The 19,706-nt window shown below is 70.5% G+C and carries 13 protein-coding genes; 9 read left to right on the top strand and 4 right to left on the bottom strand.

Translation table 11 applies throughout. From position 1 onward, the window contains the following. The first annotated feature begins 164 nt into the window (after nucleotides 1–164). Both ACIHFB_RS03115 and ACIHFB_RS03110 read left to right on the top strand, forming a co-directional pair. On the top strand, nucleotides 165–1,292 hold the full coding sequence (locus tag ACIHFB_RS03115; RefSeq protein WP_365269193.1) for a nitronate monooxygenase: 1,128 nt from the start codon (nucleotides 165–167) through the stop codon (nucleotides 1,290–1,292). Beyond that, on the top strand, nucleotides 1,289–2,830 hold the full coding sequence (locus tag ACIHFB_RS03110) for an acyl-CoA synthetase (RefSeq protein WP_365269190.1): 1,542 nt from the start codon (nucleotides 1,289–1,291) through the stop codon (nucleotides 2,828–2,830). Before ACIHFB_RS03115 ends, ACIHFB_RS03110 begins: the two co-directional genes overlap by 4 nt. A gap of 99 nt (nucleotides 2,831–2,929) precedes the next feature. Here the strand turns inward: ACIHFB_RS03110 and ACIHFB_RS03105 are convergent, their stop codons facing one another. After that, entirely contained in the window at nucleotides 2,930–5,344 is a 2,415-nt protein-coding gene (locus ACIHFB_RS03105) for a penicillin acylase family protein (protein ID WP_365269187.1), read from the bottom strand. A gap of 95 nt (nucleotides 5,345–5,439) precedes the next feature. Here ACIHFB_RS03105 and ACIHFB_RS03100 point away from each other — a divergent pair, with 95 nt between their 5' ends. Then, nucleotides 5,440–6,933, top strand: coding sequence for an acyl-CoA synthetase (locus tag ACIHFB_RS03100; RefSeq protein ID WP_365269185.1), 1,494 nt, complete (start codon nucleotides 5,440–5,442; stop codon nucleotides 6,931–6,933). Here the strand turns inward: ACIHFB_RS03100 and paaK are convergent. The 3 genes from paaK to ACIHFB_RS03085 form a co-directional block, all read right to left on the bottom strand. After that, the gene (gene paaK, locus ACIHFB_RS03095) at nucleotides 6,930–8,228 is read right to left on the bottom strand and encodes a phenylacetate--CoA ligase PaaK (RefSeq protein ID WP_365269182.1); all 1,299 of its coding nucleotides are present in this window, start codon (nucleotides 8,226–8,228) and stop codon (nucleotides 6,930–6,932) included. The two genes, ACIHFB_RS03100 and paaK, sit on opposite strands and share 4 nt — an antisense overlap. 188 nt (nucleotides 8,229–8,416) lie before the next feature. Next, nucleotides 8,417–10,024, bottom strand: a complete 1,608-nt coding sequence (locus ACIHFB_RS03090; protein ID WP_400125010.1) for a sulfatase — start codon at nucleotides 10,022–10,024, stop codon at nucleotides 8,417–8,419. A gap of 400 nt (nucleotides 10,025–10,424) precedes the next feature. Then, the gene (locus ACIHFB_RS03085) at nucleotides 10,425–12,029 is read right to left on the bottom strand and encodes an acyl-CoA synthetase (protein ID WP_365269177.1); all 1,605 of its coding nucleotides are present in this window, start codon (nucleotides 12,027–12,029) and stop codon (nucleotides 10,425–10,427) included. A gap of 166 nt (nucleotides 12,030–12,195) precedes the next feature. Between ACIHFB_RS03085 and ACIHFB_RS03080 the strand changes: the two genes are divergently transcribed. The 6 genes from ACIHFB_RS03080 (at nucleotide 12,196) to ACIHFB_RS03055 (ending at nucleotide 19,695) form a co-directional block, all read left to right on the top strand. Beyond that, complete coding sequence (locus ACIHFB_RS03080) at nucleotides 12,196–12,996, top strand: crotonase/enoyl-CoA hydratase family protein (protein ID WP_365269174.1); 801 nt, start codon at nucleotides 12,196–12,198, stop codon at nucleotides 12,994–12,996. Between the two features lie 153 nt (nucleotides 12,997–13,149). Continuing rightward, nucleotides 13,150–14,097 carry an OB-fold domain-containing protein gene (locus ACIHFB_RS03075; RefSeq protein WP_365269171.1) on the top strand — a complete coding sequence of 316 codons (948 nt, stop codon included), beginning with the start codon at nucleotides 13,150–13,152 and terminating at the stop codon, nucleotides 14,095–14,097. Then, a complete protein-coding gene (locus ACIHFB_RS03070) occupies nucleotides 14,094–15,143 on the top strand; it encodes a thiolase domain-containing protein (protein WP_400125009.1) in 1,050 nt (349 codons plus the stop codon). The genes ACIHFB_RS03075 and ACIHFB_RS03070 overlap by 4 nt, the downstream gene beginning before the upstream one ends. After that, nucleotides 15,140–16,306 (top strand): thiolase domain-containing protein, encoded by a 1,167-nt coding sequence (locus ACIHFB_RS03065; RefSeq protein ID WP_365269166.1) that lies wholly within the window; start codon nucleotides 15,140–15,142, stop codon nucleotides 16,304–16,306. Before ACIHFB_RS03070 ends, ACIHFB_RS03065 begins: the two co-directional genes overlap by 4 nt. 83 nt (nucleotides 16,307–16,389) lie before the next feature. Continuing rightward, nucleotides 16,390–16,632, top strand: coding sequence for a DUF397 domain-containing protein (locus ACIHFB_RS03060; protein WP_365269163.1), 243 nt, complete (start codon nucleotides 16,390–16,392; stop codon nucleotides 16,630–16,632). Between the two features lie 165 nt (nucleotides 16,633–16,797). Continuing rightward, a complete protein-coding gene (locus ACIHFB_RS03055) occupies nucleotides 16,798–19,695 on the top strand; it encodes an AAA family ATPase (protein WP_400125008.1) in 2,898 nt (965 codons plus the stop codon). The last annotated feature ends 11 nt before the right edge of the window (nucleotides 19,696–19,706 follow it).

The following is a 19,706-nucleotide window of genomic DNA, read 5'->3' as shown; positions in this document are numbered from 1 at the left end:
TGCCTCCCGCTGAGCCACCTGAAAGTATCTTTCCGGATTGCCCTTGCGGGGTGAAACTTTTGTGTCAGGCGTGTCGGCTGTCAACCGGGCGTCGGGCCCAAAAGATCTGACGGAACGTCAGAAAAGGTCTTCCGTCGTCCGGAGGACTGCGGCATCCTGCGCCCATGCAGACGGAGCTGAGCAAGAAACTGGGAGTCGAGCACGCCGTCTTCGGCTTCACGCCGTTCCCCGCCGTCGCCGCGGCCATCAGCCGGGCCGGCGGCTTCGGAGTGCTCGGCGCGGTCCGCTATACAGCCCCCGACGACCTCAAACGCGACCTCGACTGGGTCGAGGCGCACGTCGACGGCGCGCCGTACGGCCTCGACGTCGTCATGCCCGCCAAGAAGGTCGAGGCCCCGAAAAATCAAACACTGACCGAGGCCGACGTCGAGGCGATGATCCCCGAGGGGCACCGGCAGTTCGTCCAGGACACCCTCGCCAAGTACGGGGTGCCGGAGCTGGCCGAGGGCGAGGTGTCCGGCTGGCGCATCACCGGGTGGATGGAACAGGTCGCCCGCAGCCAGCTCGATGTCGCCTTCGACTACCCGATCAAGCTGCTCGCCAACGCCCTCGGCTCCCCGCCCGCCGACGTGGTGGCCCGAGCCCACGACCAGGATGTGCTCGTGGCCGCCCTCGCGGGCAGCGCCCGCCATGCCCGCAAGCACCAGGAGGGTGGCATCGACATCGTCGTGGCGCAGGGCTACGAGGCGGGCGGCCACACTGGCGAGATCGCCTCCATGGTCCTCACGCCCGAGGTCGTCGAGGCCGTCGACCCGCTGCCGGTGCTGTCCGCCGGCGGTATCGGCAGCGGGCAGCAGGTGGCGGCCGCACTAGCGCTCGGGGCCCAGGGTGTGTGGCTGGGCTCCATATGGCTGACCACCACAGAAGCGGACCTCCACTCGGCGGCCCTCACCCGCAAACTGCTCGCCGCCGGCTCCGGCGACACCGTCCGCTCCCGCGCGCTGACCGGGAAGCCCGCGCGCCAGTTGCGCACCGACTGGACCGACGCCTGGGACGACGCGGACGGTCCCGGCACCCTGCCCATGCCCTTGCAGGGGCTGCTCGTCGCCGAGGCCGTCTCACGCATCCAGAAGCACGAGGTCGAACCGCTGCTGGGCACGCCCGTCGGCCAGATCGTCGGCCGGATGACCAGCGAACGCAGCGTCCAGGCCGTCTTCGACGACCTCACCCGAGGCTTCGAGAAGGCCGTGGACCGCATCAACCGCATCGCCGGAAGGAGCGGACAGTCGTGACCACCGGATTCTGGGCCCAGGCCGCCGAAGACCCCGGCCGCACGGTCCTCATCGCGCCGGACGGCGAGCCATGGACCGCGGGCCGCCTGCACGCCGCCGCCAACCGACTCGTCCACGGTCTGCGTGCGGCCGGACTGGAGCGCGGCGACGCCTTCGCGGTCGTGCTGCCCAACGGGCCCGAGTTCTTCGCCGCGTATCTGGCCGCATCCCAGGCCGGGTTCTACCTCGTCCCCGTCAACCACCACTTCGTCGGCCCCGAGATCGCCTGGATCGTCGCCGACTCCGGGGCCAAGGTGCTGCTCGCCCACGAGCGGTTCGCCGGTCCCGCGCGTGAGGCCGCCGACGAGGCAGGCCTGCCGCCCTCCCACCGGTACGCGGTCGGCACGGTCGAGGGCTTCCGGCCGTACGCCGAACTCCTCGACGGACAGCCGGAGTCGGCGCCCTCGGACCGCACCCTCGGCTGGGTCATGAACTACACCTCGGGCACCACCGGCCGCCCCCGCGGCATCCGCCGCCCGCTGCCCGGCAAGGTCCCGGAGGAGTCCTACCTCGGCGGCTTCCTCGGCATCTTCGGCATCCGGCCCTTCGACGACAACGTGCACCTCGTCTGTTCGCCGCTCTACCACACCGCCGTGCTGCAATTCGCCGGAGCGTCCCTGCACATCGGCCACAGCCTGGTCCTGATGGACAAGTGGACGCCGGAGGAGATGCTCCGTGTGATCGACACCCATCGGTGCACGCACACCCATATGGTCCCGACACAGTTCCACCGGCTGCTCGCCCTGCCGGACCACACCAGGCGGTCCTACGACGTGTCGTCCATGCGGCACGCGATCCATGGCGCCGCGCCCTGCCCCGACCACGTCAAGCGGGCCATGATCGACTGGTGGGGCGACTGTGTGGAGGAGTACTACGCGGCCAGCGAGGGCGGCGGGGCCTTCGCTACCGCCGAGGACTGGCTCAAGAAGCCCGGCACGGTCGGCAAGGCCTGGCCCATCAGCGAACTCGCGATCTTCGACGACGACGGCAACCGGCTGCCGCCCGGCGAACTCGGCACCGTCTACATGAAGATGACCACGGGTGGCTTCGCATACCACAAGGACGAGACCAAGACCCGCAAGAACCGCATCGGCGACTTCTTCACCGTCGGCGACCTCGGCCTCCTCGACGAGGACGGCTATCTCTTCCTCCGCGACCGCAAGATCGACATGATCATCTCGGGCGGGGTCAACATCTACCCGGCCGAGATCGAGTCCGCCCTGCTCGCGCACCCCGCCGTCGCCGACGCCGCCGCCTTCGGCATCCCGCACGACGACTGGGGCGAGGAGGTCAAGGCCGTCGTCGAAGCGGCACCCGGCCACGAACCCGGCCCCGACCTCGCCGCCGCGATCCTGGACCACTGCGCCGAGCAACTCGCCGGCTACAAGCGGCCCAAGAGCGTGGACTTCATCGCGGAGATGCCGCGGGATCCCAACGGGAAGCTCTACAAACGGCGGTTGCGGGATCCGTATTGGGAGGGGCGGACGCGGCAGGTGTGAGCGGCGACGCCCATACCGGCGTGAGGCGATGTGTGAGCTCGCCCTATGTGAGCTCGCCCCATGTGGGCCCGCCCCATGTGGGACGGGCCCACACCACCGTCACCGGTGTTCGGTCACCCGGACCACGCGCAGTGCCGGCGAGGAGGAGATGTCCTTCTCGCAGAACCGGGCGGTCACCCACTTCTCACCCGAGAACAACCGGGTCTGGTCGCTGAAGTGCGGTGAGCCCGGGTTCGAGGACTGGGAGTACGTCAGCAGCGTGCGCGCCACCGGACAGCGGCTGCCGTCCCAGCCCACGGCCTGGATGTGGCTGGAGCCGAACGAGACGTCACGGTAGCCGCCCTTGGCCGTGTCCCAGACGGGCTCGATCTTGTTCCACACCCCCAGGGACTCGGTGCCACCGCCCACGGGCAGGCGCTGCCCGTTCCGTACGACGTTCTGGTGGTCCCCGAGCCGGGCGTCCAGCGCGATGCCCGCCGCACGCAGCTCCGTCACCGTGTCGGCGAGGGCCGTGACGACACCGGGTGTGTCGGTGTTGAGCGTGTTCGGCGTGCCGACCGGGTCGGTGGGCGAGAACGGGACCTTCCAGATCTGCGCGCTGGGCACGGCGCCGCGCACCTTGCGCCAGAACCGGTCGAAGAGCAGCGCGCCCCGGCTGTCGCTGTTCATCGTGCGGTCCCAGGACTTCAGCACACCGCAGGCCTCGCTGACGTCGACCGCCTTGCCGTCGCTGCCGGTTGCCGTTCCTCCGGGCAGCGCCGCGCACGCCCGGGCCGCGTCGCCCGCGGCCAGCTCGCCCGTGGTCGAGTGGTTCGCGAACTGCTGCCGCTGGAGATCCTCGACGGTGAGCCCGCCCTTCGCCGCAAGGGCCGCGACATCGGCGACGGCACCGCGGGTCCGCGTTGAGGCGGCCGTACGGACCGGACCGAAGACCCGTTCATAGCCGGTGACCGGCTGGTCGAGGTTGGTGAGCCACGCGCTGTCGTTGGAGTTCTCGACGTACGGAGCGTCCTTCAGCGTCGGCATCCGCGAGGGTCCGAAGATACCGGGCTGTACGGCGTCCGGGTCGCTGCCGAGTGCGCAGTCCGCGCGCGAGCCGTCGAGGATCGCGATCCCCGCCGACGGATAGGTGACCTTGCCGAGCGGCGTCGAACAGCGCGTCGCCAACTCGTCGGTGATCCGAGGGAGGACCTGCGACTGGGCGAACAGCGAGTGCCCCGAGGAGTCGGCGGCGACCGTGTTCACCCAGGGGATGCCCTGACTCCGGCCGAGCGATTCGACGACGCCGTCCGTGTCGCGCGCCTTGCCGAAGCCGAGGGAGGCGTCGAAGAAGCGCAGGTTCAGCGCGTTCGGGTCGTTCAACGCGTACGCCGTCGTCGTGGTCCAGGGCAGCGGGAGTTCGCCGCCGGGTGACACGACGACGGGGCCGTACCGGGTCCACCACTGGGTGCGGGTCACCGGGGCGCCGTCCTGCACCGGGACCGTCACGGTCCGCCGGGTCATCCGCTCCGGCTTGCCGTCCACCAGATAGGTCGTGGGGTCGGCCGGATCCAGCTTCAGCTGATGGAGGTTGAGCGGCGTGCCGGTCGACACGGTGTGGCTCCATGCCACATGTGCGTTGTAGCCGATGGAGATCGTCGGTGAGCCCAGCAACGAGCCCCCGGCGACGTTCAGTTCACCCGGGATCGTCTGCTGCGCCTGCCAGAACCGGCGTCCGCCCTGCCACGGGTAGTGCGGGTTGCCCAGCAGCAGGCCGCGCCCGTTTGCCGTCGTACTGCCGTTGAACGCCACGGCGTTCGAGCCCATGTCGGTGATGCCGAACAGCTCGCGCGCGCCGGCGGCTGCCGACCGGGCGTCCGGGACGCGGGCTTCGGTGCCGGCGGCGGCAGCGGTCGGCGGTCCCGCGGCGGTGATCGCGTCCACGAGGCCGCCCTGGCCGCCGAGGACGGCCAGCGCGTACGCGCGCGTGGCGACATCGAGCGTGGTGACGGGGCGTACCCAGGCGGCGCCCGCGCAGGCGGGGTCGGTGATCCGCTTCTGCTTCAGCCATGCGTTGTAACCGGCCGCCCAGCCCTTCATGAGGTCCCGCACCGCACGGCTCGGGCCCTGGGGCGCAGGCTGTGCGAGCAGCCGCTCGACCGTTCCCGTCTTCCGCACCCCGCGGAAGTACAGGTCACTGGAGAGGTTGTCGGAGGCGTCGGAGAGCGAGAAGTCGGTGGCCGCGTCGGGCCCGAAGTAGCGCGAGCGGTCGCCGCGCAGCGTGACGAAACCGTCGGCGAGCACGCACACCTGGTCGGCGGCCTGTGCCCACCCCGTGCCGAAGCCGAGGTTCGAGTAATCCTTCGCGACGATGTGCGGAATTCCGTACTCGGTGTACCGGATCACGGCGGACAGTCCGCCGTGCGAGGGATGCTGCTGTGGGCTCTGGCGTTCTGCCGCGGCCGCCGGCAGGGCGGTGGTCGCGGTGATCAGGGCGACGGCCGCGACGGCGAGCCGTCTCAGGCGGGTGCGCATCGTGCCTCCCAACGTCATTGAGGGAAGGGGCGGTTGAGCGTACCGACGGGTATGTGCCTTGACCTCCGTCAGCGCCACAACCAGGATCATCTGTCATGACGCCTGGACACGGCAGCACGGTTGACGGGATCCTGCGACGCAGCGCCCGGCGCACCCCGGCGCGCATCGCGGTCGAATACGGCGAGCGATCCTGGACCTACGAGGAACTCGACGACGCCGTCTCGCGGGCGGCGAGCGTGCTGCTCGACCAGGGCCTCGCCCCGGGCGACCGGGTCGGCTCCTACGGCCACAACTCCGACGCCTACCTCATCGGCTTCCTGGCCTGCGCCCGCGCGGGCCTGGTGCACGTACCCGTCAACCAGAACCTCAGCGGCGACGACCTCGCCTACATCGTCGGCCAGTCCGGCAGCGCCCTGGTCCTGACCGACCCCGGCCTGGCCGACCGGCTCCCGGACGGCGTCCGTACGATGCCGCTGCGCGACGCCCCCGACTCGCTGCCGGAGCGGCTGGCGCAGGCCCCCGCATACGACGGCCCGGAGCCGCGCTCCGAGGACCTGGTGCAGCTGCTCTACACATCCGGCACCACAGCCCTGCCCAAGGGCGCGATGATGACGCACCGGGCGCTGGTGCACGAGTACCTCAGCGCGATCACCGCCCTCGACCTCAGCGCGGGCGACCGCCCCGTGCACTCGCTGCCGCTGTACCACTCGGCGCAGATGCATGTGTTCCTGCTGCCGTACCTCGCGGTCGGGGCCACGAACATCATCCTCGACGCGCCCGACGGCGACCGGCTGTTCGACCTGATCGAAGCGGGCCGTGTGGACAGCCTGTTCGCCCCGCCCACCGTGTGGATCGGCCTCGCCAACCGCCCCGACTTCGACCGCCGTGACCTCGGCGCGCTGCGGAAGGCGTACTACGGGGCGTCGATCATGCCGGTGCCCGTACTGGAGCGGTTGCGCGAGCGGCTCCCGAAGCTGGCCTTCTACAACTGCTTCGGGCAGAGCGAGATCGGCCCCCTGGCCACCGTCCTCGGACCCGGCGAGCACAAGGGCCGGATGGATTCCTGTGGCCGTACCGTCCTGTTCGTCGACGCCCGGGTGGTCGACGAGGACGGCAAGGACGTGCCCGACGGCACGCCGGGTGAGATCGTCTACCGCTCCCCGCAGTTGTGCGAGGGCTACTGGGACAAGCCGGAGGAGACCGCGGACGCCTTCCGCGAGGGCTGGTTCCACTCCGGCGACCTCGCCGTGCGGGACGCGCACGGCTACTTCACCGTCGTCGACCGGGTGAAGGACGTCATCAACTCCGGTGGTGTGCTGGTCGCGTCACGTCAGGTCGAGGACGCGCTGTACACACATGAGGCGGTCGCCGAGGTGGCCGTGATCGGCCTGCCCGACGAGCGCTGGATCGAGGCCGTCACGGCGGTCGTGGTGCGCCGGGGTCAGGTCACGGAGGAAGACCTCATGGAGCACGCCCGCGAGAAGCTCGCCCACTTCAAGGCCCCGAAGCGGGTCCTGTTCGTGGACGAGCTGCCGCGCAACGCGAGCGGGAAGATCCTCAAGCGGGAGCTGAGGGACCGGTTCGCCTAGGCGGTGCGCAGATCCACGATCCGCTTGATCTTGCCCACGGACCGCTCCAGCGACTCCGGGGCCACGATCTCGACGGCGACCGACACGCCGATACCGTCCTTGACGGCCGCCCTGATGGCCTGAGCGGCGGCGTCCCGCGTCTCCGGTGAGGCGTCGGAGCGGGCCTCCGCGCGGACCGTCAGGGAGTCGAGGCGGCCCTCGCGTGTGAGACGCAGCTGGAAATGGGGCGCGACACCCGGGGTGCGCAGCACGATCTCCTCGATCTGGGTCGGGAACAGATTGACGCCGCGCAGGATCACCAGGTCGTCACTGCGGCCCGTGATCTTCTCCATCCGCCGGAAGACCCGGGCGGTCCCCGGCAGCAGACGGGTCAGGTCCCGGGTCCGGTAGCGGACGATGGGCATGGCCTCCTTGGTGAGCGAGGTGAAGACGAGCTCCCCTTCCTCGCCCTCCGGCAGCACCTCACCGGTGATCGGATCCACGATCTCGGGGAAGAAGTGGTCCTCCCAGATGTGCAGCCCGTCCTTCGTCTCCACGCACTCCTGGGCGACGCCCGGCCCGATCACCTCGGAGAGGCCGTAGATGTCGACCGCGTCGATCGCGAACCGCTCCTCGATCTCCCGGCGCATCTGCTCGGTCCAGGGCTCGGCGCCGAAGATGCCCACGCGCAGGGACGTGTCGCGCGGATCGACGCCCTGCCGCTCGAACTCGTCGAGGATCGTGAGCATGTACGACGGCGTCACCATGATGATCCCGGGCTTCAGGTCCTGGATCAGCTGGACCTGGCGGGCCGTCATGCCGCCGGAGGCCGGGATGACCGTACAGCCGAGTCGTTCGGCGCCGTAGTGGGCGCCGAGCCCACCCGTGAACAGCCCATAGCCGTACGCCACATGTGCGATGTCACCGGGCCGCCCGCCCGCCGCCCGGATCGACCGGGCCACCATGTCGGCCCACAGGGACAGGTCGTTGTCCGTGTAGCCGACCACCGTGGGACGTCCGGTGGTACCGCTGGAGGCGTGGATACGGCGGATACGGTCCTGGGGTACGGCGAACATCCCGTACGGATAGTTCTCGCGCAGGTCCGCCTTGGTGGTGAAGGGGAAGTGCGCCAGATCGGCGAGGGAACGGCAGTCGTCGGGATGGACGCCCGCCTTGTCGAAGGACTCCCGGTAGAAGGGCACGTGGGCATAGGCATGCCGCAGCGAGGTGCGCAGCCGCTCCAGCTGGAGCGCCCGCAGCGCCTCCGCGTCGAGCCGTTCTCCCGAGTCCCGCAGGTCCTCCGCTGTATTCGCCACGTGCGCGCTCCCTCACACAACCGCATCAATCCGGACGACCGATCATTCGGTCGACTCGCTCCAGATCAGTAACCCAGGCCATCTGACCTCAGGCAAGAGCTCTGCCGCCGATTTTTCAGCGAACCCCCTTGCGGGCCGGTGCCCTCGCGGGTTGCACCAGGAGGGGGCGTTCCTCGACGCCGGAGGGATCAGCCGGAGTTCTGAGTTCCGTACGCCGTCATGAAGCGGTCGCGGAAGGAGTCCATTCCCCAGCGTGGACCGTCCGCGGCGGGCTTGAGGCCGTCCGTCCAGCCCCAGTCCGAGATTCTGTCCAGCACCTTCTGGTCACGGGCGACGATCGTGATCGGCACGTCCTTGCTGCGGTCACCCGCGGTGACCGTCGGTACGGGCTGGTGGTCGCCGAGGAAGACGAGGACCGTGTTCTCGTCGCCGTAGCGCTCGAGCCATTCGGTCACACTGCGCAGGGAGTACTCGATGGCGTGCCGGTACTCGGTGCGTACGCTCTCCGGGTTCTTCCAGACCTCCTTGGGGTCCTTGCCCTCCTTTTTGATCCCGTGGAAGACCGAGCCGTTGCCGAGGTCGTTCCAGTCGATCATGCGGGCGACGGGTGCCCAGGGGTTGTGGCTGGACGCCAGGATGATCTCCGCCATGATCGGCCGGCGGTCCGCACGGCCGTGCTCCAGGCGTTCGAAGGCCTCCAGGCTGAACTGGTCGGGCACGGGCGTCCAGCTGAAGTAGGGGCCGTGATAGCCGAGGTGCTCGGAATCGTAGATGTGGTCGAGGCCGAAGAACTTCCCCTCCGGCCAGGCCCGCCGCACCCCGGGCACGATGCCGACCGTACGCCAGGCACCCGTCTTGCCGAAGTAGTTGGTGAGGTTCATCCGATCGCTCGTGGTCAGGCTGCGGTAGCGCTGCTGGTTCTTGATCCACAGCCCGGACAGGAAGGTCGAGTGGGCCAGCCAGCTCCCGGCACCCGTGACCGGTGACCTGAGCCAGGCGCTCTGCGACGCGAACCCGGCCGCGTCGAGAGAGCGGGTGCCCTCCTTGAGGACGGCGTCGATCTGCGGTGCCATCGCCGGGTCGTCGATCGCGACCCGGCCGTAGCTCTCGATGAACGTGAACAGGACGTCCTTGCCGCGCAGACCGGTCAGCAACTGGTCCGGCGGAGTGGTCGCGAACGCGTCCACGGCGGCCTGCTTCTCGAAGACCTCCGCGTCCCTCAGGCCCGCGCGCACCTGTTCCACCCGGTTGCCGAGGAACTCGGCGTTGCCCTTGGTGGCGACCTGGACGCCGGCGACCTGCACGCTCAGCGTGACGCAGGTGATCCACGCGGTGCCGAGGATCAGCGTCGTACGGGCGGCCGCGGGACGGTGGCGGACCATCAGGTTCGTCAGGCGCACCGTCGCGAGCGTGGTGAGGACCAGTACGGCGACGAACAGGACGAGCACCGCGACCACGGCGAGTACCTGGCCGGTGCGGCCGAAGGACTCGCGCAGGAAGTCGGTCGCGTCGTCGAGCAGTATCCAGTCCAGCACCAGGTCGAAGGGCCGGGCCAGCACTTGGTAGAAGCCCATGTCGACGAACTTCAGGACGGTCAGCAGACCGAGGAACGCGCCCGAGACCACCGCCATGATCCGCCGGGGCCTGGGCGGCAGCGCCAGCAGCAGACCGGCGAGCAGGACGCCCTCGGCCGGGATGCGCAGGAACGCACCGAGGTTCAGGCGTTCGAGCCGGTTCGGCACGAGGAGGGCGAAGAGGACGAGAGCGGCGGCCAGGACGGTCGTACCCACGGTCACGCCGCGGGCGGTACGGGGGTACTTCCGGCGCCAGCCGAACCAACCGGCTCCTTCGGGAGCGGACTCGGGATCGGTGTCGGGAGCGGTCGCAGGGGCAGTCTCGGAATCGGTCTCGGAAGTCTCCGCCTCGGGTGCACCACCTTCGAGCGTCTCGGCGTCCGTTGTCCCGCTGTCAGCCGACCCGTCTTCGGCGTCCGGCAGCTGACGAGAACGAGTGACGTGCTGAGACACGAAGGTCCTTCCGTGCGAACTGTGCAAACCGCGCGAACCATTTGAAACCAGGCGATGTCACGGCGGGCCGGTTCCGGCCAGGACCCGTTCCGCCACCATCAATACGGTCGCACGTCACCCACTGTTCAAACAGACGACCCGCTGCATCCCCGATTTGGGACCCTCCCGATCACCGGTCCGCCACCACCGCCACCTCCCGCGCCCACCGGTAGTCGGCCTTGCCGCTCGGCGACCGCCGGATCGCATTCGTGATCACCAGCTGGCGAGGGATCTTGTAGCCCGCCAGATGGGACCGGCAGTGTGTCTGGATGTCGTCGAGGGAGGGTTGCCGCGCGCCCTCGCGCAGTTGCACCACGGCCGCCACGTGGTGACCCCACTTCACGTCCGGCACGCCGGCGACCAGTGCGTCGTAGACATCCGGATGGGACTTGAGGGCCTGCTCGACCTCTTCCGGGTACACCTTCTCGCCCCCGGTGTTGATGCACTGCGAGCCGCGGCCGAGGACCGTGACGACGCCCTCCTCGTCGACGGTGGCCATGTCGCCGAGCAGTACCCAGCGCTCGCCGTCCTTCTCGAAGAAGGTCTCGGCGGTTTTCCCCGGGTCGTTGTAGTAGCCGAGCGGGACGTGCCCGCACTGGGCGACGCGGCCCACCTCGCCGACGGTGACCGGTTCGCGGGTGGCCGGATCGACCACCTGGGTGCGCGAGTTGACGCGGATGCGGAAGCCTCGCTCCGGGCCGGAGTCCTCTGTGGCAGTGCCGTTGAAACCGGACTCGGAGGAGCCGAAGTTGTTGAGCAGCATCACGTTCGGGACCAGCGCCTGGAACTGCCGGCGCACCGTGTCCGACATGATCGCTCCGGACGACGACACGCTGAACATCGACGAGCAGTCGGTGCCCTTCATGGGGCCGCTCAGGGCGTCGATGAGCGGCCGCAGCATCGCGTCGCCGACGAGCGACACGCTGGTGACCTTCTCCCGCTCGATGGTGCGCAGCGCTTCCTCGGGCACGAACTTGCGGTGCAGCACGATCCGTTGCCCGAAGTTGAAGCCGATGAACGCCGTCAGTGTGGACGTGCCGTGCATCAGCGGGGGAGCGGGGAAGAAGGTGATCCCCGATCCGCCCGCCGCGACCCGCTCGGCCAGCTCCTCCGGCTTCTTGACCGGCTCACCGGTCGGTGCGCCGCCGCCGAGCCCCGAGAAGAACAGGTCCTCCTGGCGCCACATCACGCCCTTGGGCATCCCCGTGGTGCCGCCGGTGTAGATGATGAACTGGTCGTCGCCCGAACGTGCCGGGAACCCGCGCTCCGGCGAACCGGCGGCCTCGGCCTCGTCGAAGGGCACCCCCAGTGTGCCCCCGGACCCCACGCGCACCAGATGCCGTACCTTCTCCGCCCGCGGCAGGGCCGCCGCCACCCGGTCGGTGAACTCAGTGTCGAAGACCAGAGCCACCAGGTCCGCGTCCCGGTAGAGGTAGACCAACTCCTCTTCCACATATCGGTAGTTGACGTTGACCGGCACGATCCGCGCCTTGAGGCAGCCGAGCACCGTCTGGAGATACTCGACGCCGTTGTAGAGATGCAGGCCGAGGTGCTCGCCGGGGCGTATCCCGCTGTCGATGAGATGGTGTGCGATGCGATTGGCCGCCGCGTCCAGTTCCGCGTACGTCCGCCGGCGCTCCGCGCCCGTGCCCGGATGGTCGATGTACACCAGTGCCTCACGGTCCGGCACCACGTCGACGACCGACTCGAACAGGTCGGCAAGGTTGTACTCCACGGCTCCTCCTGACCTCGCTGCCCCTCGGTTGCCGGTCATCAGAGCAAAGGGCGGCACAACTGTGAAGGGTCCGCGCAACAGAAATCTGACTGACTGTCAGAAAACTCTTGAAGTGCTTCGCCGCCTCCTGCAACCTGTTCTCGTTCTGTGAGAGGGGAGACGGTCGATGGGTGGGACGGAACACCTCGCCGTACGGCGGGAAGGCGCCACACTGGTGCTCACGCTCAACAGGCCCGAGGCCAAGAACGCGCTCTCGCTGCCCATGCTCGTCGGTCTGTACGACGGCTGGATCGCGGCCGACGAGGACGACGAGGTCCGCTCGATCGTGCTGACCGGCGCGGGCGGTGCCTTCTGCGCGGGCATGGACCTCAAGGCCCTGGCCGGTCAGGGCATGGACGGACAGCAGTACCGGGACCGGATGAAGGCCGACCCCGACCTGCACTGGAAGGCGATGCTGCGGCATCACCGCCCCCGCAAACCGGTGATCGCCGCCGTCGAGGGCCACTGCGTCGCGGGCGGCACCGAGATCCTCCAGGGCACCGATATCCGCGTCGCGGGCGAGACGGCGACCTTCGGGCTCTTCGAGGTCAAGCGCGGGCTGTTCCCGATCGGAGGCTCGACAGTCCGGCTGCAACGGCAGATTCCACGCACGCACGCCCTGGAGATGCTGCTCACCGGACGCCCCTACAGCGCCCGGGAAGCCGCCGCAATCGGTCTGATCGGGCACGTCGTGCCCGACGGTACGGCGCTCGCCAAGGCCCTGGGGATCGCCGAACAGATCAACGCCTGCGGCCCGCTGGCCGTCGAGGCCGTCAAGGCGTCGGTGTACGAGACCGCCGAGATGAGCGAGTCCGACGGGCTCGCCGCCGAACTCAAGCGCGGCTGGCCGATCTTCGACAGCGCCGACGCCAAGGAAGGCGCCCGCGCCTTCGCGGAGAAGCGCCCGCCCTTCTACAGGCGTGCGTAGCCGCTGCGCTTGGCTTTGGCCGAAGGAAGGCCGTGGGTCACTGCGGGTCCGTCGTGGCTGGTCGCGCCCACGCGGCGGAGCCGCATATGCAAGAGCCCCGCGCCCCTTCGGGGCGCTCCCCGCACCCGACCTCTGAAGGAGGCCCGCTCCCCGATGCCCGAAGTTCTCAAGGCCCCGCTGACCGTTGAATTCCCCTTCACCCGCTCCCTCGGCCCCGTCCAGAGCGCTTTCCTGACCGGTCTGCGCGAACGCGTCGTCCTCGGCGTGAAGACGACCGACGGCCGCACTCTCGTACCGCCCGTCGAGTACGACCCCGTCACCGCCGACGAGATCCGCGACCTGGTGGAGGTCGCCCCCACCGGCACCGTCACCACCTGGGCCTGGAACCACGCCCCGCGCCGCGGCCAGCCCCTCGACACCCCCTTCGCCTGGGTCCTGGTCCGCCTCGACGGCGCCGACACCGCCCTCCTGCACGCCCTCGACGCCCCCACCTCCGACACCGTGCACACCGGTATGCGCGTCCGCGTCCGCTGGGCCGAGGAACGCATCGGCGCCATCACGGACATCGCCTGCTTCGAGCCGTACGACGGCGCGGCCGAACCGACCGGCCACAGCGGTGAGGTCGAGAACTTCAAGGACATGGTCACCGGAATCGTCGCCGAGGCCCGCCTCGACTACACCTACAGCCCCGGCCGCGCCCAGACCGCATACATCGGCGCCCTCTCCGAACACCGCAACGTCGGCGAGCGCTGCCCGTCCTGCCGCAAGGTGTACGTCCCGCCGAGGGGTGCGTGCCCCACATGTGGTGTGGCCACATTGGAACAGGTCGAAGTGGGTCCGCGCGGCACAGTGACCACCTTCTGCATCGTCAACATCAAGGCCAAGAACCTCGACATCGAAGTCCCCTACGTCTACGGCCACATCGCCCTCGACGGGGCCGACCTCGCCCTGCACGGCCGGATCGGCGGCATCCCCTACGACCAGGTGCGCATGGGCCTGCGGGTCGAACCGGTGTGGACCGAGGACGCCCGCTTCCCCGACCACTACCGGCCGACCGGCGAAGCCGACGCGGACTACGAGACCTACAGGGAGCTGCTGTGACCCGCGAGATCGCCGTCGTCGCCTTCGCGCAGACCGACCACCGGCGCACCACCGACGAGACCTCCGAGGTGGAGATGCTCATGCCGGTCCTGCACCAGGTGCTCGACCGGACCGGACTGAAGACCGCGGACATCGGCTTCACCTGCTCCGGCTCCAGCGACTACCTGGCCGGCCGCGCCTTCTCCTTCACCCTCGCCCTCGACGGCGTGGGCGCCTGGCCCCCGATCTCCGAGTCCCACGTCGAGATGGACGGCGCCTGGGCGCTGTACGAGGCGTGGACGAAACTGCTCACCGGCGACGCGGACACCGCGCTCGTGTACGCGTACGGCAAGTCCTCACCCGGCTCCGTCCGCGACGTCCTGACCCGGCAGCTCGACCCGTACTACGTGGCACCCCTGTGGCCCGACTCCGTCGCCCTGGCCGCTCTCCAGGCACAGGCGCTCATCGACGCGGGCCACACCGACGAGCCGGCCCTCGCCGCCGTCGCCGCCCGCAGCCGTGCGGACGCCACCGCCAACTCCCATGCCCAGCTGACGGGTTCGGTGCCGCAGGGGGACTATCTCGTACGGCCCCTGCGCACCGGCGACTGTCCGCCCATCGGTGACGGCGCCGCCGCCGTGATTCTCGCGGCCGGGGAGGGGGCCCGTGAGCTGTGTGAACGGCCCGCCTGGATCCGCGGCATCGACCACCGGATCGAGGCGCACGGACTAGGCGTCCGCGACCTGACCGACTCGCCGTCCACGCGCCTGGCCGCCGAGAAGGCGGGCGCGTTCGAACGGCCCGTCGACACCGCCGAGTTGCATGCGCCGTTCACCTCGCAGGAAGTCGTCCTGCGCAAGGCGCTCCGGCTCGACGACGGCGTCCGCGTGAACCCGTCCGGCGGCGCGCTGGCCGCCAACCCGATCATCGCCGCCGGGCTCATCCGGATCGGTGAGGCGGCGGCCCGCATCCAGTGCGGGGAGTCCGACCGGGCCCTCGCCCACGCCACGTCCGGCCCCTGTCTCCAACAGAACCTGGTCGCCGTACTCGAAGGGGATGCCCGATGAGCAAGGAGCCCGTGGCCGTCGTAGGCATCGGCCAGACCAAGCATGTGGCGGCGCGCCGGGACGTCTCGATCGCGGGCCTCGTCCGAGAGGCGGCCCGACGGGCCCTCGACGACGCCGAGTTGACGTGGGCCGACATCGACGCCGTCGTGATCGGGAAGGCGCCCGACTTCTTCGAGGGCGTCATGATGCCGGAACTGTATCTCGCCGACGCGCTCGGCGCCGTGGGCAAGCCCATGCTGCGTGTGCACACCGCCGGGTCGGTCGGCGGGTCCACGGCACTGGTCGCGGCCAATCTCGTCGCCGCCCGCGTCCACGGCACGGTGCTGACCCTGGCGTTCGAGAAGCAGTCCGAGTCCAACGCGATGTGGGGCCTGTCGCTGCCCATACCCTTCCAGCAGCCGCTGCTGGCCGGCGCCGGCGGGTTCTTCGCGCCGCACGTGCGCGCGTACATGCGGCGCAGCGGCGCGCCCGACACGGTCGGCTCGCTCGTGGCGTACAAGGACCGGCGCAATGCGCTGAAGAACCCCTACGCGCATCTGCACGAGCACGACATCACCCTGGAGAAGGTCCAGGCCTCGCCCATGCTGTGGGACCCGATCCGCTACTCGGAGACGTGCCCGTCCTCGGACGGCGCCTGCGCGATGGTCCTCACCGACCGTGCCGGTGCGGCCCGTGCACCCCGGCCGCCCGCCTGGATGCACGGCGGCGCCATGCGCAGCGAACCGACGCTGTTCGCGGGCAAGGACGCGGTGTCGCCGCAGGCCGGGAAGGACTGCGCGGCCGACGTCTACCGGCAGGCAGGCATCGCCGACCCGCGCCGGGACATCGACGCCGTCGAGATGTACGTGCCGTTCTCCTGGTACGAACCCATGTGGCTGGAGAACCTCGGCTTCGCCGCCGAGGGCGAGGGCTGGAAGCTCACCGAGTCCGGGGTGACCGAACTGGACGGGGACCTGCCCGTGAACATGTCGGGCGGCGTCCTGTCGACCAACCCCATCGGCGCCTCCGGCATGATCCGCTTCGCGGAGGCGGCCCTTCAGGTGCGCGGACAGGCCGGCGAGCACCAGGTGGACGGGGCCCGCAGGGCCCTCGGACACGCCTACGGCGGCGGATCCCAGTTCTTCTCCATGTGGCTCGTGGGGTCGCGGCCACCCGACTCCTGAAAGGTCCCCCTCACGTGGCCTGTTGGCACTCGGTACCGATCGCTAGGCTGGCCCGCGGACGACGAATCGGGAGGAGCACGGACGTGGCCGAGAGCACCATCCAGGACCACCCGCTCGCGGGCTGGGACAAGCCGGAGCTGGACCTCAGCAACGCCGAGTGGCACTCCAGCAGCCGCGGGCTGGGGGACGTACAGATTGCCTTTGTCGAGGGTTTCATCGCCATGCGCAACAGCGGCAGCCCGGAGAGCCCTTCCCTGATCTTCACACCCGCGGAGTGGGGCGCGTTCGTGTCGGGCGCACGGGAAGGCGAGTTCGACCTCACCTGAGCAGGCCGCGATCATCATGGACGGCACAAGCGGCCCCGGACAGCCTCGGTCAGAAATGGTCGGACGGGGCCGCGCGGGCGGCGCGCGGCGTACGCTGAGGCGCCTGTAGGCCGCAGTGCGCGCCCGCTCCTCGCGCGGGTGCACCACCGTGGCAGGGGGTGCACCATGGGGCAGCGCGGCGCACGGGGCAGCAGGACCCTCTTCGAGCGCGAGCACGAACTCGCCGCAGTGGACGAGGCGTTGGCCGAGCTCACCGGCCTGCGCGCGGACGGCGGCGAACGATCCGACCGGCCCCGCGGCGCCCTGCTCGCCTTTGCCGGGCGCGCCGGCATCGGCAAGACCAGCCTCCTCGCCGAGACCCGCCGCCGTGCCGCGGCCCAGGGCTGCATGGTGCTGTCCGCACGCGGCGGCGACCAGGAACAACGTGTCGCCTTCCACGTCGCCCGCCAACTCCTCCAGCCGCAGCTCGCAGCCTTCCCGGAGTCCGATCTCCGTGCCTCATTGGGCAGTTGGTACGACATCGTCGGCCCCGCGCTCGGCCTCTGCGCCCCGACCGGCGGCGCCCCACCCGACCAACAGGGCCTGCGCGACGGCCTCGACTGGGTGCTCACCCATCTCGCCGTACGGCACGCGCCGATGGTCCTCGCCCTCGACGACGCACACTGGGCGGACCCCGAATCCCTCGGCTGGCTGGCCGCGTTCGCGCCCCGGTCCGAGCAACTCCCGCTGCTGGTCGTGGTGGCGTACCGGCCGGAGGAACTCCCCGACCACGCCGAGTCGTTCAGGGGACTGCCCGGGCGCGCGGGCGGACGTCCCATCGACCTGGAACCGCTCAGCGCCGGCGCAGTCGCCCGGCTCGTGCGGGAGGCGCTCGGCGGACACGCCGACGACGCGTTCTGCCGGGAGTGCTGGGCCGTCACCGCCGGGAACCCGTTCGAGACCGTCGAGCTCATGGCCAAGGTGCGCGACCGTGGCCTCACCCCGACCGAGACCGGGGCGCACCTGCTGCGGGATCTCGCCGCCGCCGTCAAGGGCAGCGGTCTGATCGCCCGCCTCGAACGCCTCGGCACATCGACCGTCCGCTTCGCCTGGGCCTGCGCGGTCCTCGGCACCGAGATCCATCCCCTGCTCGCCGCCGCGGTCGCCGGACTCGGCCACGAGGAGGCCGCCGACGCGGCGGACGCCCTGCGCGGCGCCCGCATCCTCACCGGCGAGGACCGCCTGGAATTCGTCCACCCGCTCATCGCCACCGCCGTCTACCGGGCCATCCCGCCCGGTGTCCGCGTCGCCCTCCACGGCCAGGCCGCCTGGTCCGTCGTCAATGACGGACAGGGCGCCTCCGCCGCCGCCCGCCACCTTCTGGAGACCCACCCCGAGGGCGACACCTGGGTCGTGCAGCAACTGCGCGCCGCTGCCGAGGAGACCCTGCGGGCCGGCGCCCCCGACGCGGCCCGCACCTACCTCGCCCGCGCCCTGCGCGAACCCCCGCCCGACGAGGACCGGGCCGCCGTCCTGTACGAACTGGGCTCCGCGTCCCTGCTCACCGAACCGGCGACCACCGTCAACCACCTGCGGGCCGCACTCGCGGAGCCCATCGCCGACCCCGGACTGCGCCACAAGATCGTCTACCGGCTCGGTCAGGTCCTCGCCCACAGCGACCGCCTCACGGAGGCCTCCGACACCCTCGCCCGCGAGGTCCCCGTGACCGAGGACGCCCGCGTCAGGCTGCGCATGGTCGCCGAGCAGTTCATGTGGAACGCGTTCCGCGCCGACGAGCCCGACCACCCCTCCCGCTCCCGCCGCCTCAGCAGACTCGCCGACCGCCTGGCCGGCCGCGATCTCACCGAGCGCTACATCATCGGCCTGCGCGCCTGGGACGGAGTCCTGCGCGGCGAACCCGCCCACGTCGCCCTCCAGCACGCCGAACGCGCCCTCGCCTCGGGCCTCGGCTGGGCCGAACCCGACCGCGGCTTCGAGGTGCCCGTCCTGGTCGCCCTCGCCTTCATGTACGCCGACCGGCCCGGCCGCGCCGAGGAGCTGTTCGCCGCGGGCATCGCCGACTTCGAACGGCAGGGCTGGCGCGGCGCCCACCTCTCCTTCGGCTACACGCTCCTCGCCTACGTCCGCTACCGCCGCGGCCGGCTCGCCGAGGCCGAGGACTTCGTCCGCGCGGGACTGCGCCTCGCCGAACGCGTCGGCCCCGGCACCCCCGCCCACTGGTACGCCGTCGGCATCCTCATCGAGGTACTGCTCGCACGCGGGCGGACCTCCGAGGCCGCCCAGATCGCCGACGACTACCGCTTCGGCGAGCCCTTCCCGGCCGCCGTCGTCTTCCCCGACGCCCAGACCGTGCACGGCGAACTGCTCCTCGCCCGCGGCCGCGCCAAGGACGCGGCCGCCGAGCTCGCCGCCGCGGGACGCCGACTGGAACCGCGCGGCATGCGCAACCCCGCATGGTGCCCCTGGCAGCTCCACCTCGCCCGCGCCGAGAGCCACGACGCCCCCGAACGTGCGGTCGCCACCGCGCTCGAAGCGGTCGCCCGAGCCCGCCGGTTCGGCACCCCGTCCGCCGTGGGCCAGGCCCTGCACACCGCCGCCGAGGTCTCCTCCGGTTCGGTCCGGGTGAAGTACCTGGAGGAGGCCGTCGCCCACCTGGAATGCTCGCCGGCGGCATACGAACTCGCCCGCGCACTCGTGGCCCTGGGCACCGAACTACGCCGCACCGGCCGCCCCAAGGAAGCCGCCGAACACCTCTACCGCGGCCTCGAAACGGCTGTGCAGTGCGGCGCCGACGGCCTCGTCGAAGCGACCCGCGACGAACTCGCCGCGGCAGGCCTGCGCCCTCGCCGCCTGCACAGCACCGAGACGGACACGCTGACCACCCGCGAACGCTTCGCGGCCACCCTGGCGGCCGAGGGCCGTACGCGGACGGAGATCGCGCAGGAACTGCACATCGACGAGCAGACTGTCGTACGCCTGCTGTCGGCGGTCTACCGGAAGATGGGCACGGACCACACCGGTCTGGCGGTGGCTCTGAAGCCAAGATCGGATACAACCCACTAGGAGCGCGAGAA

It is taken from the genome of Streptomyces sp. NPDC051963, assembly GCF_044593495.1.
GTDB lineage: Bacteria > Actinomycetota > Actinomycetes > Streptomycetales > Streptomycetaceae > Streptomyces.
This window is presented reverse-complemented; position numbering and strand designations above follow the sequence as displayed.